The sequence below is a fragment of the Variovorax sp. P1_G12 genome, from assembly GCF_056405555.1.
The window spans coordinates 173,242-186,225 of sequence record NZ_JBFUBW010000007.1 but is presented as its reverse complement, the minus strand read 5'-3'; the positions used below and the strand labels follow the sequence as shown (position 1 = coordinate 186,225).

Here is a 12,984-nt window from a genome sequence, read left to right as displayed (position 1 = left end):
CTCCATTTTTACAAATTGAATACAAATGGAGTAAAGGAAACGCCAAGTTGGCAGCAAGAACTGATAGAAAAGTTCTATTTCTTCGGGCCGGTCAAGCCGACGCTTCGTCCAGCGTGCCGTCGAGGTGGCCGGTGTCGGCCCAGCCGACCAGCGTGAAGCCCTGCGGTGTCCAGAGCAGGCGGTTGATCGCCGCATTGGCCAGTTCCCAGGTCCGGGGCGCCTGCAGTTCCTGGCCCGTGGCCGCGCGGTAGAGCACGTCCATCACGCCACCATGCGCGACCAGGACCACCAGCTCGCCCGGATGCAGCGCCGCCAGGCTGGACGCAGTGACCGTGACCCGATGCCTGAAAGTGAGCAGCGACTCTCCACCTTCGGGTGCAAATTCTGGATCCCGGGTGCGCCAGAGCCGTGCCTGGGCAGGCAGGCTGGCGTCGATGTCGGCGAAGGTGCGGCCTTCGAAGAGGCCGAACGCCCGTTCGCGCAGCCCGGGTTCGGCCACCACTGCGATGCCGCGCGTCTGTCCGATGGCCTGTGCGGTCTGCCAGGCGCGCGACAGGTCGCTGGCATAGATGGCCGCGATCGGCTCCTCCTCGAGCGCCTGAGCCACCCGACCGGCTTGCCAGAGGCCGGTGTCGTTGAGCCCGATGTCGAGCTGGCCCTGCATGCGGGTGTCCACATTCCAGGCGGTTTCGCCGTGGCGAACGGCGATGACTCGTGTGGGCTCCATGGCCGAGAATTCTAGGGATAAACCCTTGGGTTCATCGGGCCGCGCGCGGGATCTCGATGTCGACCCGGCGCTCGCCCGGCGGCGGATTCGGGAATCCCTGCAGTGCCGCCTGGAACATCACGGGCAGGATGTCGGCGCTGTTGCTGTAGGGGCCGTCGTTGCGCGCATGCGTCTCGTACACCACCCGATTCGACGGCAGCTCGCGCAGCACGATGCTGACCTCGCGTGCGAACCAGGGGCTGGCCGGCGGCCCGAACGCCGGCCCATACCAGCCGCCGCCGTACCAGCCGCGGGGGCCCCAGCCGCCCCAGCCGCCGCCGTAGCCCCAGCCCGGCCCGGGCCAGGGACCGCCGACCAGCCAGGGATCGGCCCAGGGCGACAGCTCGGTCGTCACGCGGGCGCCGACCAGGGCGCTCAGCTGGGGAGCGGCGTCGTCGCGCCGCAGGCCCACGCCGTCGAGCGCGGCGCCCGCCATCGCCTCCAGCTGTTGCTGCGCCGCCTCGTCGATCTGCTGGGAGGGCAGGCGCTCGAAGCGGTAGCTCGCGCCGGCCGGTACGTCCCCCATGTTCGCGAAACTGCGCACGTCGCTGTCGACCACCCAGCGCGTGGCGCAGCCTGTCAGGCTGAAGGCCAGCAGGAGGGTGGAGAGGACGGCCTTCATGCAGGTGTCAGAGCTGCACGATGCGCAGGGCCGACGGCGCCGGCGACGCAGGGAATTCCGGGGCGTCGAAGGCCTTGTCGCCGTCTTCGTCGGCCACGCCGGTCGCCTTCAGGCCCTTGAAGTCGAAGGCCTTGCCGTCGAGCAGGTGCGAGGGCACGATGCTCTGCATCGCACCGAACATGTTCTCGATCCGGCCCGGGTGCTTGCGCTCCCACTCGCGCAGCATCTCGCCGACCTGCTTGCGCTGGAGGTTCTCCTGGCTGCCGCACAGCGTGCACGGAATGATCGGGAATTCGCGGTGCTGCGCCCAGCGGATCAGGTCTTTCTCGGCCACGTAGGCCAGTGGCCGGATCACGATGTGCTTGCCGTCGTCGCTCACCAGCTTGGGCGGCATCGACTTGAGCTTGGCGGCGAAGAACATGTTGAGGAAGAAGGTCTGCAACATGTCGTCGCGGTGGTGGCCCAGCGCCACCTTGGTGGCGCCGAGCTCGTCGGCGACGCGGTACAGGATGCCGCGGCGCAGCCGGCTGCACAGGCCGCAGGTGGTCTTGCCTTCGGGGATCACGCGCTTGACGATCGAGTAGGTGTCCTGCTCCTCGATGTGGAAGGGCACGCCGAGCGCTTTCAGGTAGCCCGGCAGCACGTCTTCCGGGAAGCCCGGCTGCTTCTGGTCGAGGTTGACCGCCACGATGTCGAAGTGGATCGGCGCCCGGGCCCGCAGCTTCAGCAGGATGTCGAGCAGCGCATAGCTGTCCTTACCGCCCGAGACGCAGACCATGACCTTGTCGCCTTCCTCGATCATGTTGTAGTCCACGATCGCGCGGCCGACCTCGCGGCACAGCCGCTTCTCGAGCTTGTGGGCCTCGCGCTCGATCTTCAGCGCACCGGAGCCGGCCGCCGCTTGCTCTTGTTCAGTCCAGACAACACTCATCTCAATTCCTTTCGCAGCGATCCGCGCCACCCATCATGGCAAGCGAAGCGAGGCCCGTTCGTGAAACACCGCGGAACCGGCTTCGCCGGGCCGCTGGTGTTGCCCCCGGCWGGGGGCTGAGGGGCCGCGGCTCCAAGCCTGCCTGTGCAGGCTTGGACGGCTCCGAAGAGCCGCTGCCTCTGGCAGCGACTCGAGGCGCCCGGACACGCAGTGCCGGGCAACCTGGGGGCGAGCATCATTTACTCCTGAATACTTCCACGCCGACTGCGTCGCAGTCGGGGTACACGTCCGGTTTCGCGGTCGACACCCGCGCGGCCTGCACCTTCGGGTGGGCCAGCACCTGCGTCAGGATGTCGTCGCACAGCGTTTCCTGCAAGTGGATGTGGCCCTTGCTCAGCCGAGTGGCCACGGTGCGGCGGATGAAGTCGTAGTCGACCACCTCGTCGAGCTCGTCCGCCTTCGGCGTCGAAAGCTCGAGCGGCACGTAGAGGTCGACGTTGATGATCACGCGCTGCTCGGCGCGCTTCTCGAATTCATGCACGCCGATGTTGATCCACACTTCGTAGTCGCGCAGGAAGACGCGTCGGCACGAGAGCAGCAAGGGGTCGAGGGCAGCGGTGGTCATGAATTGGAGGCTTTCAGCAGGTTGTCGACGACGAACATGATGTCGCGCTCGAGCGGCACGAGGTGCTGGCCGTTGTCGACGCAAAGGGTGGTGCCGGTCACGCTGGGCGTGGCGGCGAGGAAGACGCAGCTGCTGGCGACGTCGGCCGGGTCGATCGGCCGGCGCATCAGGTTGCCGCGCGCGGCGCGGGCGAAGTTGGCCTCGGTCTGCGGGCCGCTGCGGTAGAGGATGCCCGGGGCCACGCCGCACACCCGCAGCGCGGGCGCCAGCGCCTGCGCCTGCAGCGACACGGCGCGCTCCAGCGCCAGCTTGGACACGGTGTAGGAAAAATAGTCGGGGTTCAGGTTGTAGACCTTCTGGTCCAGCACATGGATCGCCGAGCGGTCGATGCCGTCGCCGGCCGTGGCGCTTTGCGCGAGCAGCCGCGCCAGGGACAGCGGCGCGACCAGATTCACGCCGAGCTGGCGCAATGCAGCGTCGCTGTCGAAGTCCAGCCCGGTGTCGGGCTCGAAGGCCGAAGCGTTGTTGACGACGCAGGCCAGGGGCCCTTGGGCCGAAGCCTGTTCGATCAGCGCGCGCCGGCCTGCTTCGCTGCCGATGTCGGCTTCGATCGCGGTCGCCGCATGGCCTTCGTCCCCGAGGCGCGCGCACAATGCCTGCGCCTGCTCTCGCGAGGCGCGGTACTGGCACCACACCTGCCAGCCCGCGCGCGCGAAGGCCTCGCAGACCGCGGCGCCCAGTCGCTGGCCGCCGCCGGTCACGAGCACGCCGCGGCGTGGGGTCGATTCAGCCATCCTGATAAATTTCCCGTATGAACATGGAGCAAGGCGCCGAACGCGCCACCCCCCTGACCCGGATTATCGACGCCGCGCTGCAGCGCGCCGGCGGCTGGCTGCCCTTTGACCGCTTCATGGCGCTGGCCTTGTATGCACCCGGACTGGGCTACTACGCCAATGCGAGCCGCAAGTTCGGCCGGATGCCGAACTCGGGCAGCGACTTCGTGACGGCGCCCGAACTCACGCCGCTGTTCGGCCGCACGCTGGCCCGCCAGGTCGATGAGGCGCTGGTGCGGACCGGCACGCAGGAAGTCTGGGAGTTCGGTGCCGGTTCGGGCGCGCTGGCGCTGCAATTGCTCGACACGCTGGGCGAGCGCATCGCGCGCTACCGCATCGTCGATCTGTCGGGCACGCTGCGCGAGCGCCAGCAGCAGACGCTGGCCGGGCATGCGGCCAAGGTCGAGTGGCTGGCCGAGCTGCCGGAGGAAATGCGCGGCGTGGTGGTCGGCAACGAGGTGCTCGATGCCATGCCGGTGCAACTGCTGGCGCGCAAGGCGCAGCAATGGTTCGAGCGCGGCGTGGTCCGCCAGGGCGACGGCTTCGCCTGGGACGACCGGCCCACCGAACTGCGGCCGCCGGTCGAGGTGGAAGGCGCGCACGACTACCTGACCGAGATCCATCCCCAGGCCGAGGCCTTCATCGCCACCCTGGCCGACCGGCTGCGGCAGGGCGCGGCCTTCTTCATCGACTACGGCTTCCCCGAGGCCGAGTACTACCACCCGCAGCGCCACATGGGCACCGTGATGTGCCACCGCGGGCACCAGGCCGACGGCGATCCGCTGGCCGACGTCGGCGCCAAGGACATCACGGCCCACGTGAACTTCACCGGGGTGGCGCTGGCGGGGCAGGACGCCGGTCTCGAAGTGCTCGGCTACTGCAGCCAGGCGCGGTTCCTGCTCAACGCGGGCATCCTGCCGATGATGGAGGCGGCTTCGCTGGCCGAGCGCGCGATGGCCGCGCGGCTGATCCACGAGCACGAGATGGGCGAGCTGTTCAAGGTGATCGGCTTCGCCGTCGGCGAGCCCTGGGACGCGCTCGGCTTTGCCGAGGGCGACCGCAGCCACACGCTGTGACGAATCGGTGACCGGCGGTGGGGTCTAATCTCCCCATGAGCTCCACCTTCACACCGGCCGACGACCTGCGCGTCGCCCATGCATTGGCCGATGCGGCGGCCTCGCACTCGCTGCGCCTGTTCCGCACCCCGCTCGACATCATCGCGAAGGCCGACGAGAGCCCCGTGACCCAGGCCGACCGCGCGGCCGAGACCGCGATGCGCGAGATCCTCGGCGCCGAACGGCCCGCCGACGGGATCTTCGGCGAAGAGCACGGCCGCGAACGGCTCGGGGCCGAGCGCGTCTGGGTGCTGGACCCGATCGACGGCACGCGCAGCTTCATCACCGGATCGCCGCTGTGGGGCACCCTGATCGGGCTGCTGCGCGGCGGCCGGGTCGAGCTCGGCGTGGTCGACATGCCGGTGCTCGGCGAGCGCTGGATCGGGCAGGCCGGCGTCGGCGCGACGCGCAACGGCCAGCCGGTGCGCGCGAGCCAGTGCAGCGCGCTGGCCGACGCCCGCATCGTGACCACCTCGCCGGACATCTTCAACCCGGCCGACTGGCAGGCCTTCGACACCTTGAGCCGCCGCTGCGCGATGCGGCGCTTCGGTGGCGACTGCTACGGCTACGCCCAGCTGGCCGGCGGCACCATCGACCTGGTGGTCGAGACCGGCCTGCAACCCTACGACTACCTGGGCCCGACCGGGCTGATCGAGGCCGCCGGCGGCCTCGTCACCGACTGGCAGGGCCGGCCGCTGGGCCTCGAGTCGAACGGCCGCGTGGTCGCGGCCGCCACGCGCGAACTTCACCGACAGGCGCTGGACCTGCTCGCGGCCTAAACTGCATCCATGATTCGCTGGCTGATCGTTGTCGTCCTGGCACTGCTGCTGATGAGCGGCCTCACGGCCTGGCTGCGGCGCTTCGGCTTCGGGCGCCTGCCCGGCGATTTCGAGTTCCGTGCCTTCGGTCGCGAATGGCAGCTGCCGATTGCCAGCACCGTGCTGCTGAGCATGATCGCGGCCCTGGTCGCGCGATGGGTCTAGTTCGATGAGCGCCGCCCGGCCGCCCGAAGGCGCTCGCACCGCAGTGCGAAGCACGGAGGTTGTTTCGTGAGAGCCTGCGTCGACATCGGCGGCACCAAGGTTGCCGTGAGCCTTTCTCCCGACAGCGCCTCGCCGCTGCTCGGCCGCCGCAGCGAGCCGACCGCGAAGACCGGCGGCAACGATGCGGTCGCGCGGCAGATCCTGCGACTGATCGACGAGGCCTGCGCCGAGCACGGCATCGCGGCCGGCGTGGTGGATTGCGTCGGCGTGTCTTCCGCCGGGCCCTTCGAACTGCGCGACGGCATGGTCGAGCTCGCCACGCCGAACATCTGCGGCGGCATCGCCGGCCCGGCGCGCGGCCTGCCCAACGACTGGATGACCGCGCCGATCGAGGCCCCGCTGCGCCAGCGCTTCGCCAGGGTGCGGGTCGAGAACGACGCGGTGGCCGCGCTGGAGGCCGAGCGGCGCTGGGGCGCGCTGCAAGGCGCCGATCATTGCGCCTACGTGACCTGGAGCACCGGCGTCGGCGTCGGGTTGTGCGTCGGCGGCCGCGTGCTGCGCGGCAAGAACGGCAACGCCGGGCATGCGGGCCACAGTTTCGTCAGCGACGACGACGCCGCCGCGCTGTGCGGCTGCGGCAACCTCGGCGATGTCGAGGGCTTGAGCGCGGGCAATGCGATCGCGCGGCGCTTCGGCCAGCCGGCGGAAGAACTGTTCGCCGCCGCCGCGCGCGGCGAGCCGCAGGCCATCGCCACCACCGACGCGCTGTGCCGCGTGATGGGGCGCATGCTCTACAACCTGGTCGCCACCCTTGACCTGCAGCGCATCAGCCTCGGGGGCAGCGTGTTCTGGAACAACCGCGACGCGCTGCTGCCGCGCCTGCAGGCACAGATCGACGGCAAGCTGGTCGCACTGACCCGCGGCGCGCTGCTGGTGCCGGCCGGGCTCGGCGACCGGGTCGGCGACTACGCGGCGCTGGCTCTGGTCGACTGAGGGTCCCCGCGCCCTTCGCTTCGTGTGGTCGCTGGCCCCCGAGGGGCGGCCCGGCGCCGGGCTGACCCCGCGCGGCGGTCACGCCGCCAAGCGCGACGGCGCCGCGCTCGCGCCCAGGCACTCGCCGACGATCTGGCCAAGCCGCCGCAACCCGGCATCGATCTTCTCGCCGTAGGGCGCCCCGCAGTTGATGCGCAGGTAGTGGTCGTAGCGCGAGGAGTTCGAGAACAGCGTCCCCGGTGCGATCAGGATCCGCTCGCGCAGCGCCGCATCGAACACCGTCGCCGACGATAGCCGCTCGGGCAGTTCCACCCACAGCTGCAGGCCGCCCGGCGGCAGGTTCAGCCGCGTGCCGGCCGGAAAGTGCGCGGCGATCGCATCGGCCGTGGATTCGCGCTGCAGCTTGAGCCGCTCGCGCAGCCGCCGCAGGTGCCGGTCGTAGGCGCCGGTACCCATGAATTCACCGGCGGCGCACTGGGCGAGTTCTTCGTTGCTGCGGGTCTGGGTGTACTTGAGCATCTCGACCCGGCCGTGCCAGCGGCCGGCCGAGATCCAGCCCAGCCGCAGCCCGGGCGCCAGGATCTTGTGCAGCGAGGCGCAGTGGATCACGTTGCCTGTGCAGTCCCATGACTTGATGGCGCGCGGCGGCGATTCGGCGTCGAGCAGTTCGCTGTAGGTGTCGTCCTCGATCAGCGCGATGGCGTGCCGTTCGCACAGTGCGACCAGGCGCTGCTTGTGGCTGTCGGGCATGACGCTGCCCAGCGGGTTCTGCAGGTGCGGCACCACCACCACGGCCTTGATGTGGCCGTAGGCCTCGACCGCCATCTCGAGGGCCTCGATCGACAGCCCGGTCTGCGGGCTGGTGGGGATTTCGAGGGCGCGCATGCCCAGGCTTTCGAGCACCTGCAGCAGGCCGTAGAAGGTCGGCGACTCGACCGCCACCGTGTCGCCGGGCTGCGCCACGGCGCGCAGCGCGAGGTTCAGTGCCTCGATGCAGCCGTTGGTGACCAGCACCTCGTCGGGCGCCAGCGTCATGCCCACGCGCAAGCCGCGCCGCGCCGCCGCTTCGCGCAGCGGCGTCAGGCTGCGCGAGGGCGCGGCGGTGGTCAGCAGTTCGGGCCGCTGGCGCAGCATGCGGACCATGATCGTGCGCAGCGCCTGAGCCGGATAGAGCTCGGGCGTGCCGCGTGCCGTGGAGAAATCGACCACCGCCTCGCGCTGGCGCCGGCGCGCCACGAAATCCGAGACCTTGGCATGGATGCCGACGTACTGGGCCGGGTCGGGCGCCCCCTGGGCGGCGGGCTCGTCCATGGTCGCGATCGCCAGCCGGCGCGGCCGCCGCACGAAGTAGCCCGAGCGGTCGCGGGCCTCGACCCAGCCTTCGCCCTCCATCGTCCGGCACAGCTGCAGCGCGGTCGACAGGCTGATGCCGTGCAAGCGCATCAGGCTGCGCAGCGAGGGCAGCTTGTCGCCCGGCTTGAGCGACCCGGCGCGGATCGCGTCCAGGTAGTGCGTGGCCAGCTGGCGGTAGAGCGGTGGCGATTCCATGCGGTCGATGCTCGCGCAGGCGGGGCGGTGAAAACAGATGCAGATTGGCGGGAAAGGAACCATAACAGATGAACTTCCGATGCGTCTGTTGCGGCGGCCAAAGGCGGCTGCTGTGCCTGTTTTTCCGGCAGGCCACTGCCTACGATGAAGTCATTGCCAACTCTTCGACCGAGGCCCCTGCGATGACCACCGAGCTTCCCGAATCCACCCGCCTGCTGCCCGGCCAGACGCTGCGCATGGCCGTCGATGCCGGCTTCACGCTGCTCGTCGCGGAAGGTTGCGTGAACCTGATCTCGCCGCCCACCTGGTTCGGCGAAACCATGTTCAACCTGAAGACGCCGCTGAACGAGGGTGACGCCCATGTGGTGGAGCGCGGCGGATGGATCGAGATCCGGGCGCTGTCGCCCGCCCGGGTCGGGGCGCTGCCGCGGCCTGCGGCCCCCACCGCGGCATCTGCGTCGCGCGTGGCGCGGCTGCTGCAATTGCTGGGCGCGGGCGCGGCCTGGCGCTGAGCGGCGCGCCGGCGGTCTAGTGCTCGCTCGTCGCCTCGCGCAACGCCGTCAGGAAGCCGTTTCGCCACCAGTGCACATCCTGCTCGCGGATGCGCGCCAGCAGCTTCTGGTGGCGCTCGCGCCGCTCCTCCAGCGGCATCTGCAGCGCCTGCTGCATGGTCTCGGCGGTGCCGTGCGTGTCGTAGGGATTCACCAGCAGCGCCTCCTTGAGCTGCTCGGCCGCGCCGGCGAAGCGCGACAGCACCAGCACGCCGGGGTCGGCCGGGTCCTGCGCCGCGATGTACTCCTTGGCCACCAGGTTCATGCCGTCGCGCAGCGGCGTGACGAGGCCGACCGCGGCGGCACGGCACAGGCCGGGCACGCGCTTGCGGGCGACCATGCGGTGGATGTAGCGCACCGGCATCCAGTCGAGTTCGCCGAAGTCGCCGTTGATGGCGCCGCACAGCGACTCCAGTTCGCGCCGGATGTCGGCGTAGGCGTCGACCGTCTCGCGCGTCGGCGAGGCGATCTGGATCAGGGTCGCGCTGCGGCGGTTCTCGGGATAGTTGGCCAGCAGTTCGCGGAACGAGCGCACGCGCTGCGGAATGCCCTTGGAGTAGTCGAGGCGGTCGATGCCCAGCAGCAGGCGCCGGCTCGAATACTCGCGCTTCATGGTCTCGTACATGTCGCGCGACTCCCTGGCGTGCGTGAGCGCCGCGAACTCGTCGACATCGATGCCGATCGGGAAGGCGTTGCAGCGGACCTTCTGGCCGAAGGCGCGGACCATGTGGTTGTCCAGGATTTCGCCGTGCGCCTCGTTCTTCACGTAGTGCTCGAAATGCTGCACGTCCTGCTCGGCCTGGAAGCCGATCAGGTCGTAGGCGAACAGCGAGCGCATCAGCCATTCGTGCTGCGGGATCGCCGCGATGATGATCTGCGGCGGCAGCGGGATGTGCAGGAAGAAACCGATGCGCTGGCGGCAGCCCATCGCGCGCAGCTCGTCCGCCAGCGGGATCAGGTGGTAGTCGTGCACCCAGATGATGTCGTCTTCCTTCAGCAGCGGCAGCAGCTTGCGCGCGAACAGCTGGTTCACGCGCCGGTAGCCGCCGATGAAGCCGGCGTCGAAATGCGCCAGGTCGAGCCGGTTGTGGAACACCGGCCACAGCACGTCGTTGCTGTAGCCCTGGTAGTAGCTGTCGTGGTCCTCGCGGCTCAGGTCGATGGTGGCGAGCGTCACCTTGCCGGCCTGCTGCCGGTGCAGTTCGCCTTCGCCGGTCGGGCCTTCCTCGACGATGGCGCCGCTCCAGCCGAACCACAGGCCGCCGCTTTGCTGCAGGCTTTCGCCGAGCGCGACCGCGAGTCCGCCGGCGGCCGGCTTGCGCGGGTCGGCGACCCGGTTGGAAACCACGACTAAGCGACTCATATGCACGAATCCCAGGGCGCCGACAGCCGCACCGCCGCGTTGATGATCCCCACCATCGAATAGGTCTGCGGGAAGTTGCCCCACATCTCGCCGGTGACCGGGTGCGTGTCCTCGGACAGCAGCCCGAGCGGATTGCGCGCCGCCAGCATGGTCTCGAAGATCTGCCGAGCCTCGGCCTTGCGCCCGATCTTGACCAGTGCGTCGATGCGCCAGAAGGTGCAGATATTGAAGGCGGTCTCGGGCTTGCCGAAGTCGTCGGCGGCCTCGTAGCGGCGCATGTAGGGGCCGTCGCAGAGCGACCTCTCCATCGCCTCGACCGTCGAGATGAAGCGCGGGTCGCGGGCGTCGACGAGTCCGACCTCGACCATCAGCAGCACGCTGGCATCGAGCTCATGGCCGCCGAAGCTCTCGGCGAAGGCCTGGCGCTCCTCGCACCACGACTTGTCGAGGATCTCCTCCCGCATCCGGGACGAGTGCCCGTGCCAGTAGGCCGCCCGGTCCACGAGGCCCAGCGAGCGCGCGATCTTGGCGAGCCGGTCGCAGGCGGCCCAGCTCATCAGCGCCGAGCTGGTGTGGATGCGTGCGCGCGTGCGCAGCTCCCACATGCCGGCATCGGGCGTGCCGTAGACCCGGATCGCCTGCTCGCCGACCGCCTCCAGGTGCGGGAACTCGGCCACGCCGGCGCGGCTCAGCAGCCGGTGATCGTGGAAGGACTGCGACGCGCCGAGCACGATGTTGCCGTAGACGTCGTGCTGGAAGTGCTCCTGCGCCTGGTTGCCCACGCGAACCGGTCCCATGCCGCGGTAGCCGTCCAGCCCTTCGACGAAGGACTCGGGCAGCTCGCGCTCCAGGCCGATGCCATAGAGCGGCTGGATGTGCTCGCCGTGCGAGCCGATCACCACGTTCGACAGCCAGCGCAGGTAGTCCTCCATGGTGCCGACTTCCGACAGGCTGTTGAGCGCACGCACCACGAAGAAGGCGTCGCGCAGCCAGCAGTAGCGGTAGTCCCAGTTGCGCTGGCTTCCCGGCGCCTCGGGAATGCTGGTGGTCATCGCGGCGACGATCGCGCCGGTGTCCTCGTAGAGCGAGAGCTTGAGCGTGATCGCGGCGCGGATCACCGCCTCCTGGTACTCGAACGGGATCGCCAGCCGCTTGGTCCAGGTGCGCCAGTAGGCGATGGTCTCCTGCTCGAAGTGGCGCGCGGTGTCGGCGATGCCGTCGGTCAGCGTTTCGTCGGCGCCGAGCACGAAATTGTGCTCGCGCGAGAGCACGAAGGGCTGGCGCGAGAGGATGTGCGAGACCGAGGCATCGGTGGTCAGCCTGAGCGTGAAGTCGGGGCCGACATAGCGGATGTGGTTGCTGCCGCGCGTGATGGTGGGTGCCTGAACGCCCCATTGGAAGCGCGGCGCCAGCGACACGCGGACGCGTGGCGTGCCGTTGATCGGCTTCACCCGGCGCACCATCGTGAGCGGCCGGAAGTAGCGCGAGCGGCTGTGGAAGCGCGGTGCCAGGTCGGTGATCTCGATGCCCTGGCCGGCGCTGTCGAATAGCCGGGTCCGCAATACCGCGGTGTTCGGCTCGTACCACTGCTTCGACGAGGCGAAGTCCTCGATCTCGATGGCCCAGGCGCTGGCGTCCTCGCCCGGGTGCAGCAGCGCATTGAACACCGGGTCGCCGTCGAAGCGCGGCAGGCAGCACCAGACCACGCGGCCGCGGGCATCGACCAGCGCGCTGTAGGCGCAGTTGCCGATCAGACCGACATCGAGCGAGGCGGCGGCCGGCGGGCCGAAGCCCTGGCGTGCGGCCGGATCGGCGCGGGTTTCGGTGGCGGCGAACTCTTCGGCGGATGTCTTCATTCAGGCTTCCTCGGGCTGTGGTTGTTGCCGGGTGACGCGAGCAAGTCCCGCGCCGCCACCAGCCATTCGAACACCGCGCGCGGCGAGTCGAGCCGGCACAGCGCCTGGCTGGGACCGGCGCCGACCTTGATCGCGACGCCGCCGCGCGGCTGAACGATGGCGAAGCCGCTCTCGTCGGTGGTGTCGTCGCCGGCGAATACCGGCATCCGGCCGGCGAATGGCGCTTCGCGCAGGAAGGCATCGATCGCGACGCCCTTGTTGATGCCCGCGGGCTTGACCTCGAACACGAACTTGCCGTGCAGCAGTTCGAACTGAGGCTGGTCGCCGATCACGCGCGCCATGGCGTCGCGGCAGACCGCTTCGAGCTGGGGCGCGAGCCGGTAGTGCAGGGCGATTGCGGCGTGCTTGCGCTCGACCAGCAGGCCCTCGTGCACGCGCGCCAGTTCGTTGGCGGCATCCAGCACGAGCGTGAGATCCAGCGCGCGCTGCTCCTGCATCCGGCCGTCGGCGTCGCGGCGCTGCACGCCATGCTCGCCCGCGGCCGGCAGCCGCAGGGGCGCGAGGAATCGGTCGATGACGTCGATCTGGCGGCCGGAGACGACCGCCAGGGCGCCGCCCAGCAGGTCATGGAGGTCGCCGAGCAGCGCGACCAGGGCCGGTGGCACATGAATCGCCTCCGGCGTCTCGGCGATGTCGACCAGGGTGCCGTCGAAGTCGAGAAAGAGGGCCGCCTCGGCGGTGAGTCTGGGGGGCTTCTGCATGGAGGGAAAACCATAGCAGACTCGCACCGCCCGGCGC

The 12,984-nt window shown here is 69.7% G+C and carries 14 protein-coding genes; 5 read left to right on the top strand and 9 right to left on the bottom strand.

What is annotated here, in order from left to right; genetic code table 11:
- Positions 1–91: 91 nt before the first annotated feature.
- From AC1D2O_RS10555 to AC1D2O_RS10535, 5 genes are all read right to left on the bottom strand, one after another.
- On the bottom strand, positions 92–727 hold the full coding sequence (locus AC1D2O_RS10555; RefSeq protein WP_478088972.1) for a histidine phosphatase family protein: 636 nt from the start codon (positions 725–727) through the stop codon (positions 92–94).
- Between the two features lie 31 nt (positions 728–758).
- Positions 759–1,388 carry a DUF4136 domain-containing protein gene (locus AC1D2O_RS10550; protein WP_478156917.1) on the bottom strand — a complete coding sequence of 210 codons (630 nt, stop codon included), beginning with the start codon at positions 1,386–1,388 and terminating at the stop codon, positions 759–761.
- A gap of 7 nt (positions 1,389–1,395) precedes the next feature.
- Positions 1,396–2,319 (bottom strand): tRNA 2-thiocytidine(32) synthetase TtcA, encoded by a 924-nt coding sequence (gene ttcA / locus AC1D2O_RS10545; RefSeq protein ID WP_478088970.1) that lies wholly within the window; start codon positions 2,317–2,319, stop codon positions 1,396–1,398.
- 235 nt (positions 2,320–2,554) lie between these two features.
- The gene (locus AC1D2O_RS10540; protein WP_478088969.1) at positions 2,555–2,944 is read right to left on the bottom strand and encodes a dihydroneopterin aldolase; all 390 of its coding nucleotides are present in this window, start codon (positions 2,942–2,944) and stop codon (positions 2,555–2,557) included.
- Positions 2,941–3,738, bottom strand: coding sequence for an SDR family oxidoreductase (locus AC1D2O_RS10535; protein ID WP_478088968.1), 798 nt, complete (start codon positions 3,736–3,738; stop codon positions 2,941–2,943). Before AC1D2O_RS10535 ends, AC1D2O_RS10540 begins: the two co-directional genes overlap by 4 nt.
- Before the next feature lie 23 nt (positions 3,739–3,761).
- On the opposite strand from AC1D2O_RS10535, the gene AC1D2O_RS10530 reads away from it, so the two are divergent.
- The 4 genes from AC1D2O_RS10530 to AC1D2O_RS10515 all read left to right on the top strand — a co-directional run bounded on the left by AC1D2O_RS10530 (position 3,762) and on the right by AC1D2O_RS10515 (position 6,868).
- Complete coding sequence (locus tag AC1D2O_RS10530; protein WP_478088974.1) at positions 3,762–4,853, top strand: class I SAM-dependent methyltransferase; 1,092 nt, start codon at positions 3,762–3,764, stop codon at positions 4,851–4,853.
- 35 nt (positions 4,854–4,888) lie between these two features.
- Positions 4,889–5,671 (top strand): histidinol-phosphatase, encoded by a 783-nt coding sequence (gene hisN, locus AC1D2O_RS10525; RefSeq protein WP_478088967.1) that lies wholly within the window; start codon positions 4,889–4,891, stop codon positions 5,669–5,671.
- Between the two features lie 9 nt (positions 5,672–5,680).
- On the top strand, positions 5,681–5,875 hold the full coding sequence (locus AC1D2O_RS10520) for a DUF2905 domain-containing protein (RefSeq protein WP_478088966.1): 195 nt from the start codon (positions 5,681–5,683) through the stop codon (positions 5,873–5,875).
- 66 nt (positions 5,876–5,941) lie between these two features.
- The gene (locus tag AC1D2O_RS10515) at positions 5,942–6,868 is read left to right on the top strand and encodes an ROK family protein (RefSeq protein ID WP_478088965.1); all 927 of its coding nucleotides are present in this window, start codon (positions 5,942–5,944) and stop codon (positions 6,866–6,868) included.
- Between the two features lie 78 nt (positions 6,869–6,946).
- On the opposite strand, the gene AC1D2O_RS10510 is transcribed toward AC1D2O_RS10515, so the two are convergent.
- A complete protein-coding gene (locus AC1D2O_RS10510; protein WP_478088964.1) occupies positions 6,947–8,416 on the bottom strand; it encodes an aminotransferase-like domain-containing protein in 1,470 nt (489 codons plus the stop codon).
- Between the two features lie 182 nt (positions 8,417–8,598).
- Between AC1D2O_RS10510 and AC1D2O_RS10505 the strand changes: the two genes are divergently transcribed.
- Complete coding sequence (locus tag AC1D2O_RS10505; protein ID WP_478088963.1) at positions 8,599–8,928, top strand: hypothetical protein; 330 nt, start codon at positions 8,599–8,601, stop codon at positions 8,926–8,928.
- 16 nt (positions 8,929–8,944) lie between these two features.
- Here the strand turns inward: AC1D2O_RS10505 and otsA are convergent, their stop codons facing one another.
- The 3 genes from otsA to otsB are packed head-to-tail and all read right to left on the bottom strand — an operon-like array spanning position 8,945 to position 12,947.
- A complete protein-coding gene (otsA, locus tag AC1D2O_RS10500) occupies positions 8,945–10,330 on the bottom strand; it encodes an alpha,alpha-trehalose-phosphate synthase (UDP-forming) (RefSeq protein WP_478088962.1) in 1,386 nt (461 codons plus the stop codon).
- Positions 10,327–12,186 carry a glycoside hydrolase family 15 protein gene (locus tag AC1D2O_RS10495; RefSeq protein ID WP_478156915.1) on the bottom strand — a complete coding sequence of 620 codons (1,860 nt, stop codon included), beginning with the start codon at positions 12,184–12,186 and terminating at the stop codon, positions 10,327–10,329. The genes otsA and AC1D2O_RS10495 overlap by 4 nt, the downstream gene beginning before the upstream one ends.
- Entirely contained in the window at positions 12,183–12,947 is a 765-nt protein-coding gene (gene otsB, locus AC1D2O_RS10490; protein WP_478088960.1) for a trehalose-phosphatase, read from the bottom strand. Before otsB ends, AC1D2O_RS10495 begins: the two co-directional genes overlap by 4 nt.
- Between the last annotated feature and the right edge of the window lie 37 nt (positions 12,948–12,984).

Excerpts from the sequence above, each read along its gene's own strand:
- AC1D2O_RS10555 (WP_478088972.1), bottom strand. The coding sequence starts at position 727 with ATGGAGCCCACACGAGTCATCGCCGTTCGCCACGGCGAAACCGCCTGG.
- AC1D2O_RS10550 (WP_478156917.1), bottom strand. The coding sequence starts at position 1,388 with ATGAAGGCCGTCCTCTCCACCCTCCTGCTGGCCTTCAGCCTGACAGGC.
- ttcA (WP_478088970.1), bottom strand. The coding sequence starts at position 2,319 with ATGAGTGTTGTCTGGACTGAACAAGAGCAAGCGGCGGCCGGCTCCGGT.
- AC1D2O_RS10540 (WP_478088969.1), bottom strand. The coding sequence starts at position 2,944 with ATGACCACCGCTGCCCTCGACCCCTTGCTGCTCTCGTGCCGACGCGTC.
- AC1D2O_RS10535 (WP_478088968.1), bottom strand. The coding sequence starts at position 3,738 with ATGGCTGAATCGACCCCACGCCGCGGCGTGCTCGTGACCGGCGGCGGC.
- AC1D2O_RS10530 (WP_478088974.1), top strand. The coding sequence starts at position 3,762 with ATGGAGCAAGGCGCCGAACGCGCCACCCCCCTGACCCGGATTATCGAC.
- hisN (WP_478088967.1), top strand. The coding sequence starts at position 4,889 with ATGAGCTCCACCTTCACACCGGCCGACGACCTGCGCGTCGCCCATGCA.
- AC1D2O_RS10520 (WP_478088966.1), top strand. The coding sequence starts at position 5,681 with ATGATTCGCTGGCTGATCGTTGTCGTCCTGGCACTGCTGCTGATGAGC.
- AC1D2O_RS10510 (WP_478088964.1), bottom strand. The coding sequence starts at position 8,416 with ATGGAATCGCCACCGCTCTACCGCCAGCTGGCCACGCACTACCTGGAC.
- AC1D2O_RS10505 (WP_478088963.1), top strand. The coding sequence starts at position 8,599 with ATGACCACCGAGCTTCCCGAATCCACCCGCCTGCTGCCCGGCCAGACG.
- otsA (WP_478088962.1), bottom strand. The coding sequence starts at position 10,330 with ATGAGTCGCTTAGTCGTGGTTTCCAACCGGGTCGCCGACCCGCGCAAG.
- AC1D2O_RS10495 (WP_478156915.1), bottom strand. The coding sequence starts at position 12,186 with ATGAAGACATCCGCCGAAGAGTTCGCCGCCACCGAAACCCGCGCCGAT.
- otsB (WP_478088960.1), bottom strand. The coding sequence starts at position 12,947 with ATGCAGAAGCCCCCCAGACTCACCGCCGAGGCGGCCCTCTTTCTCGAC.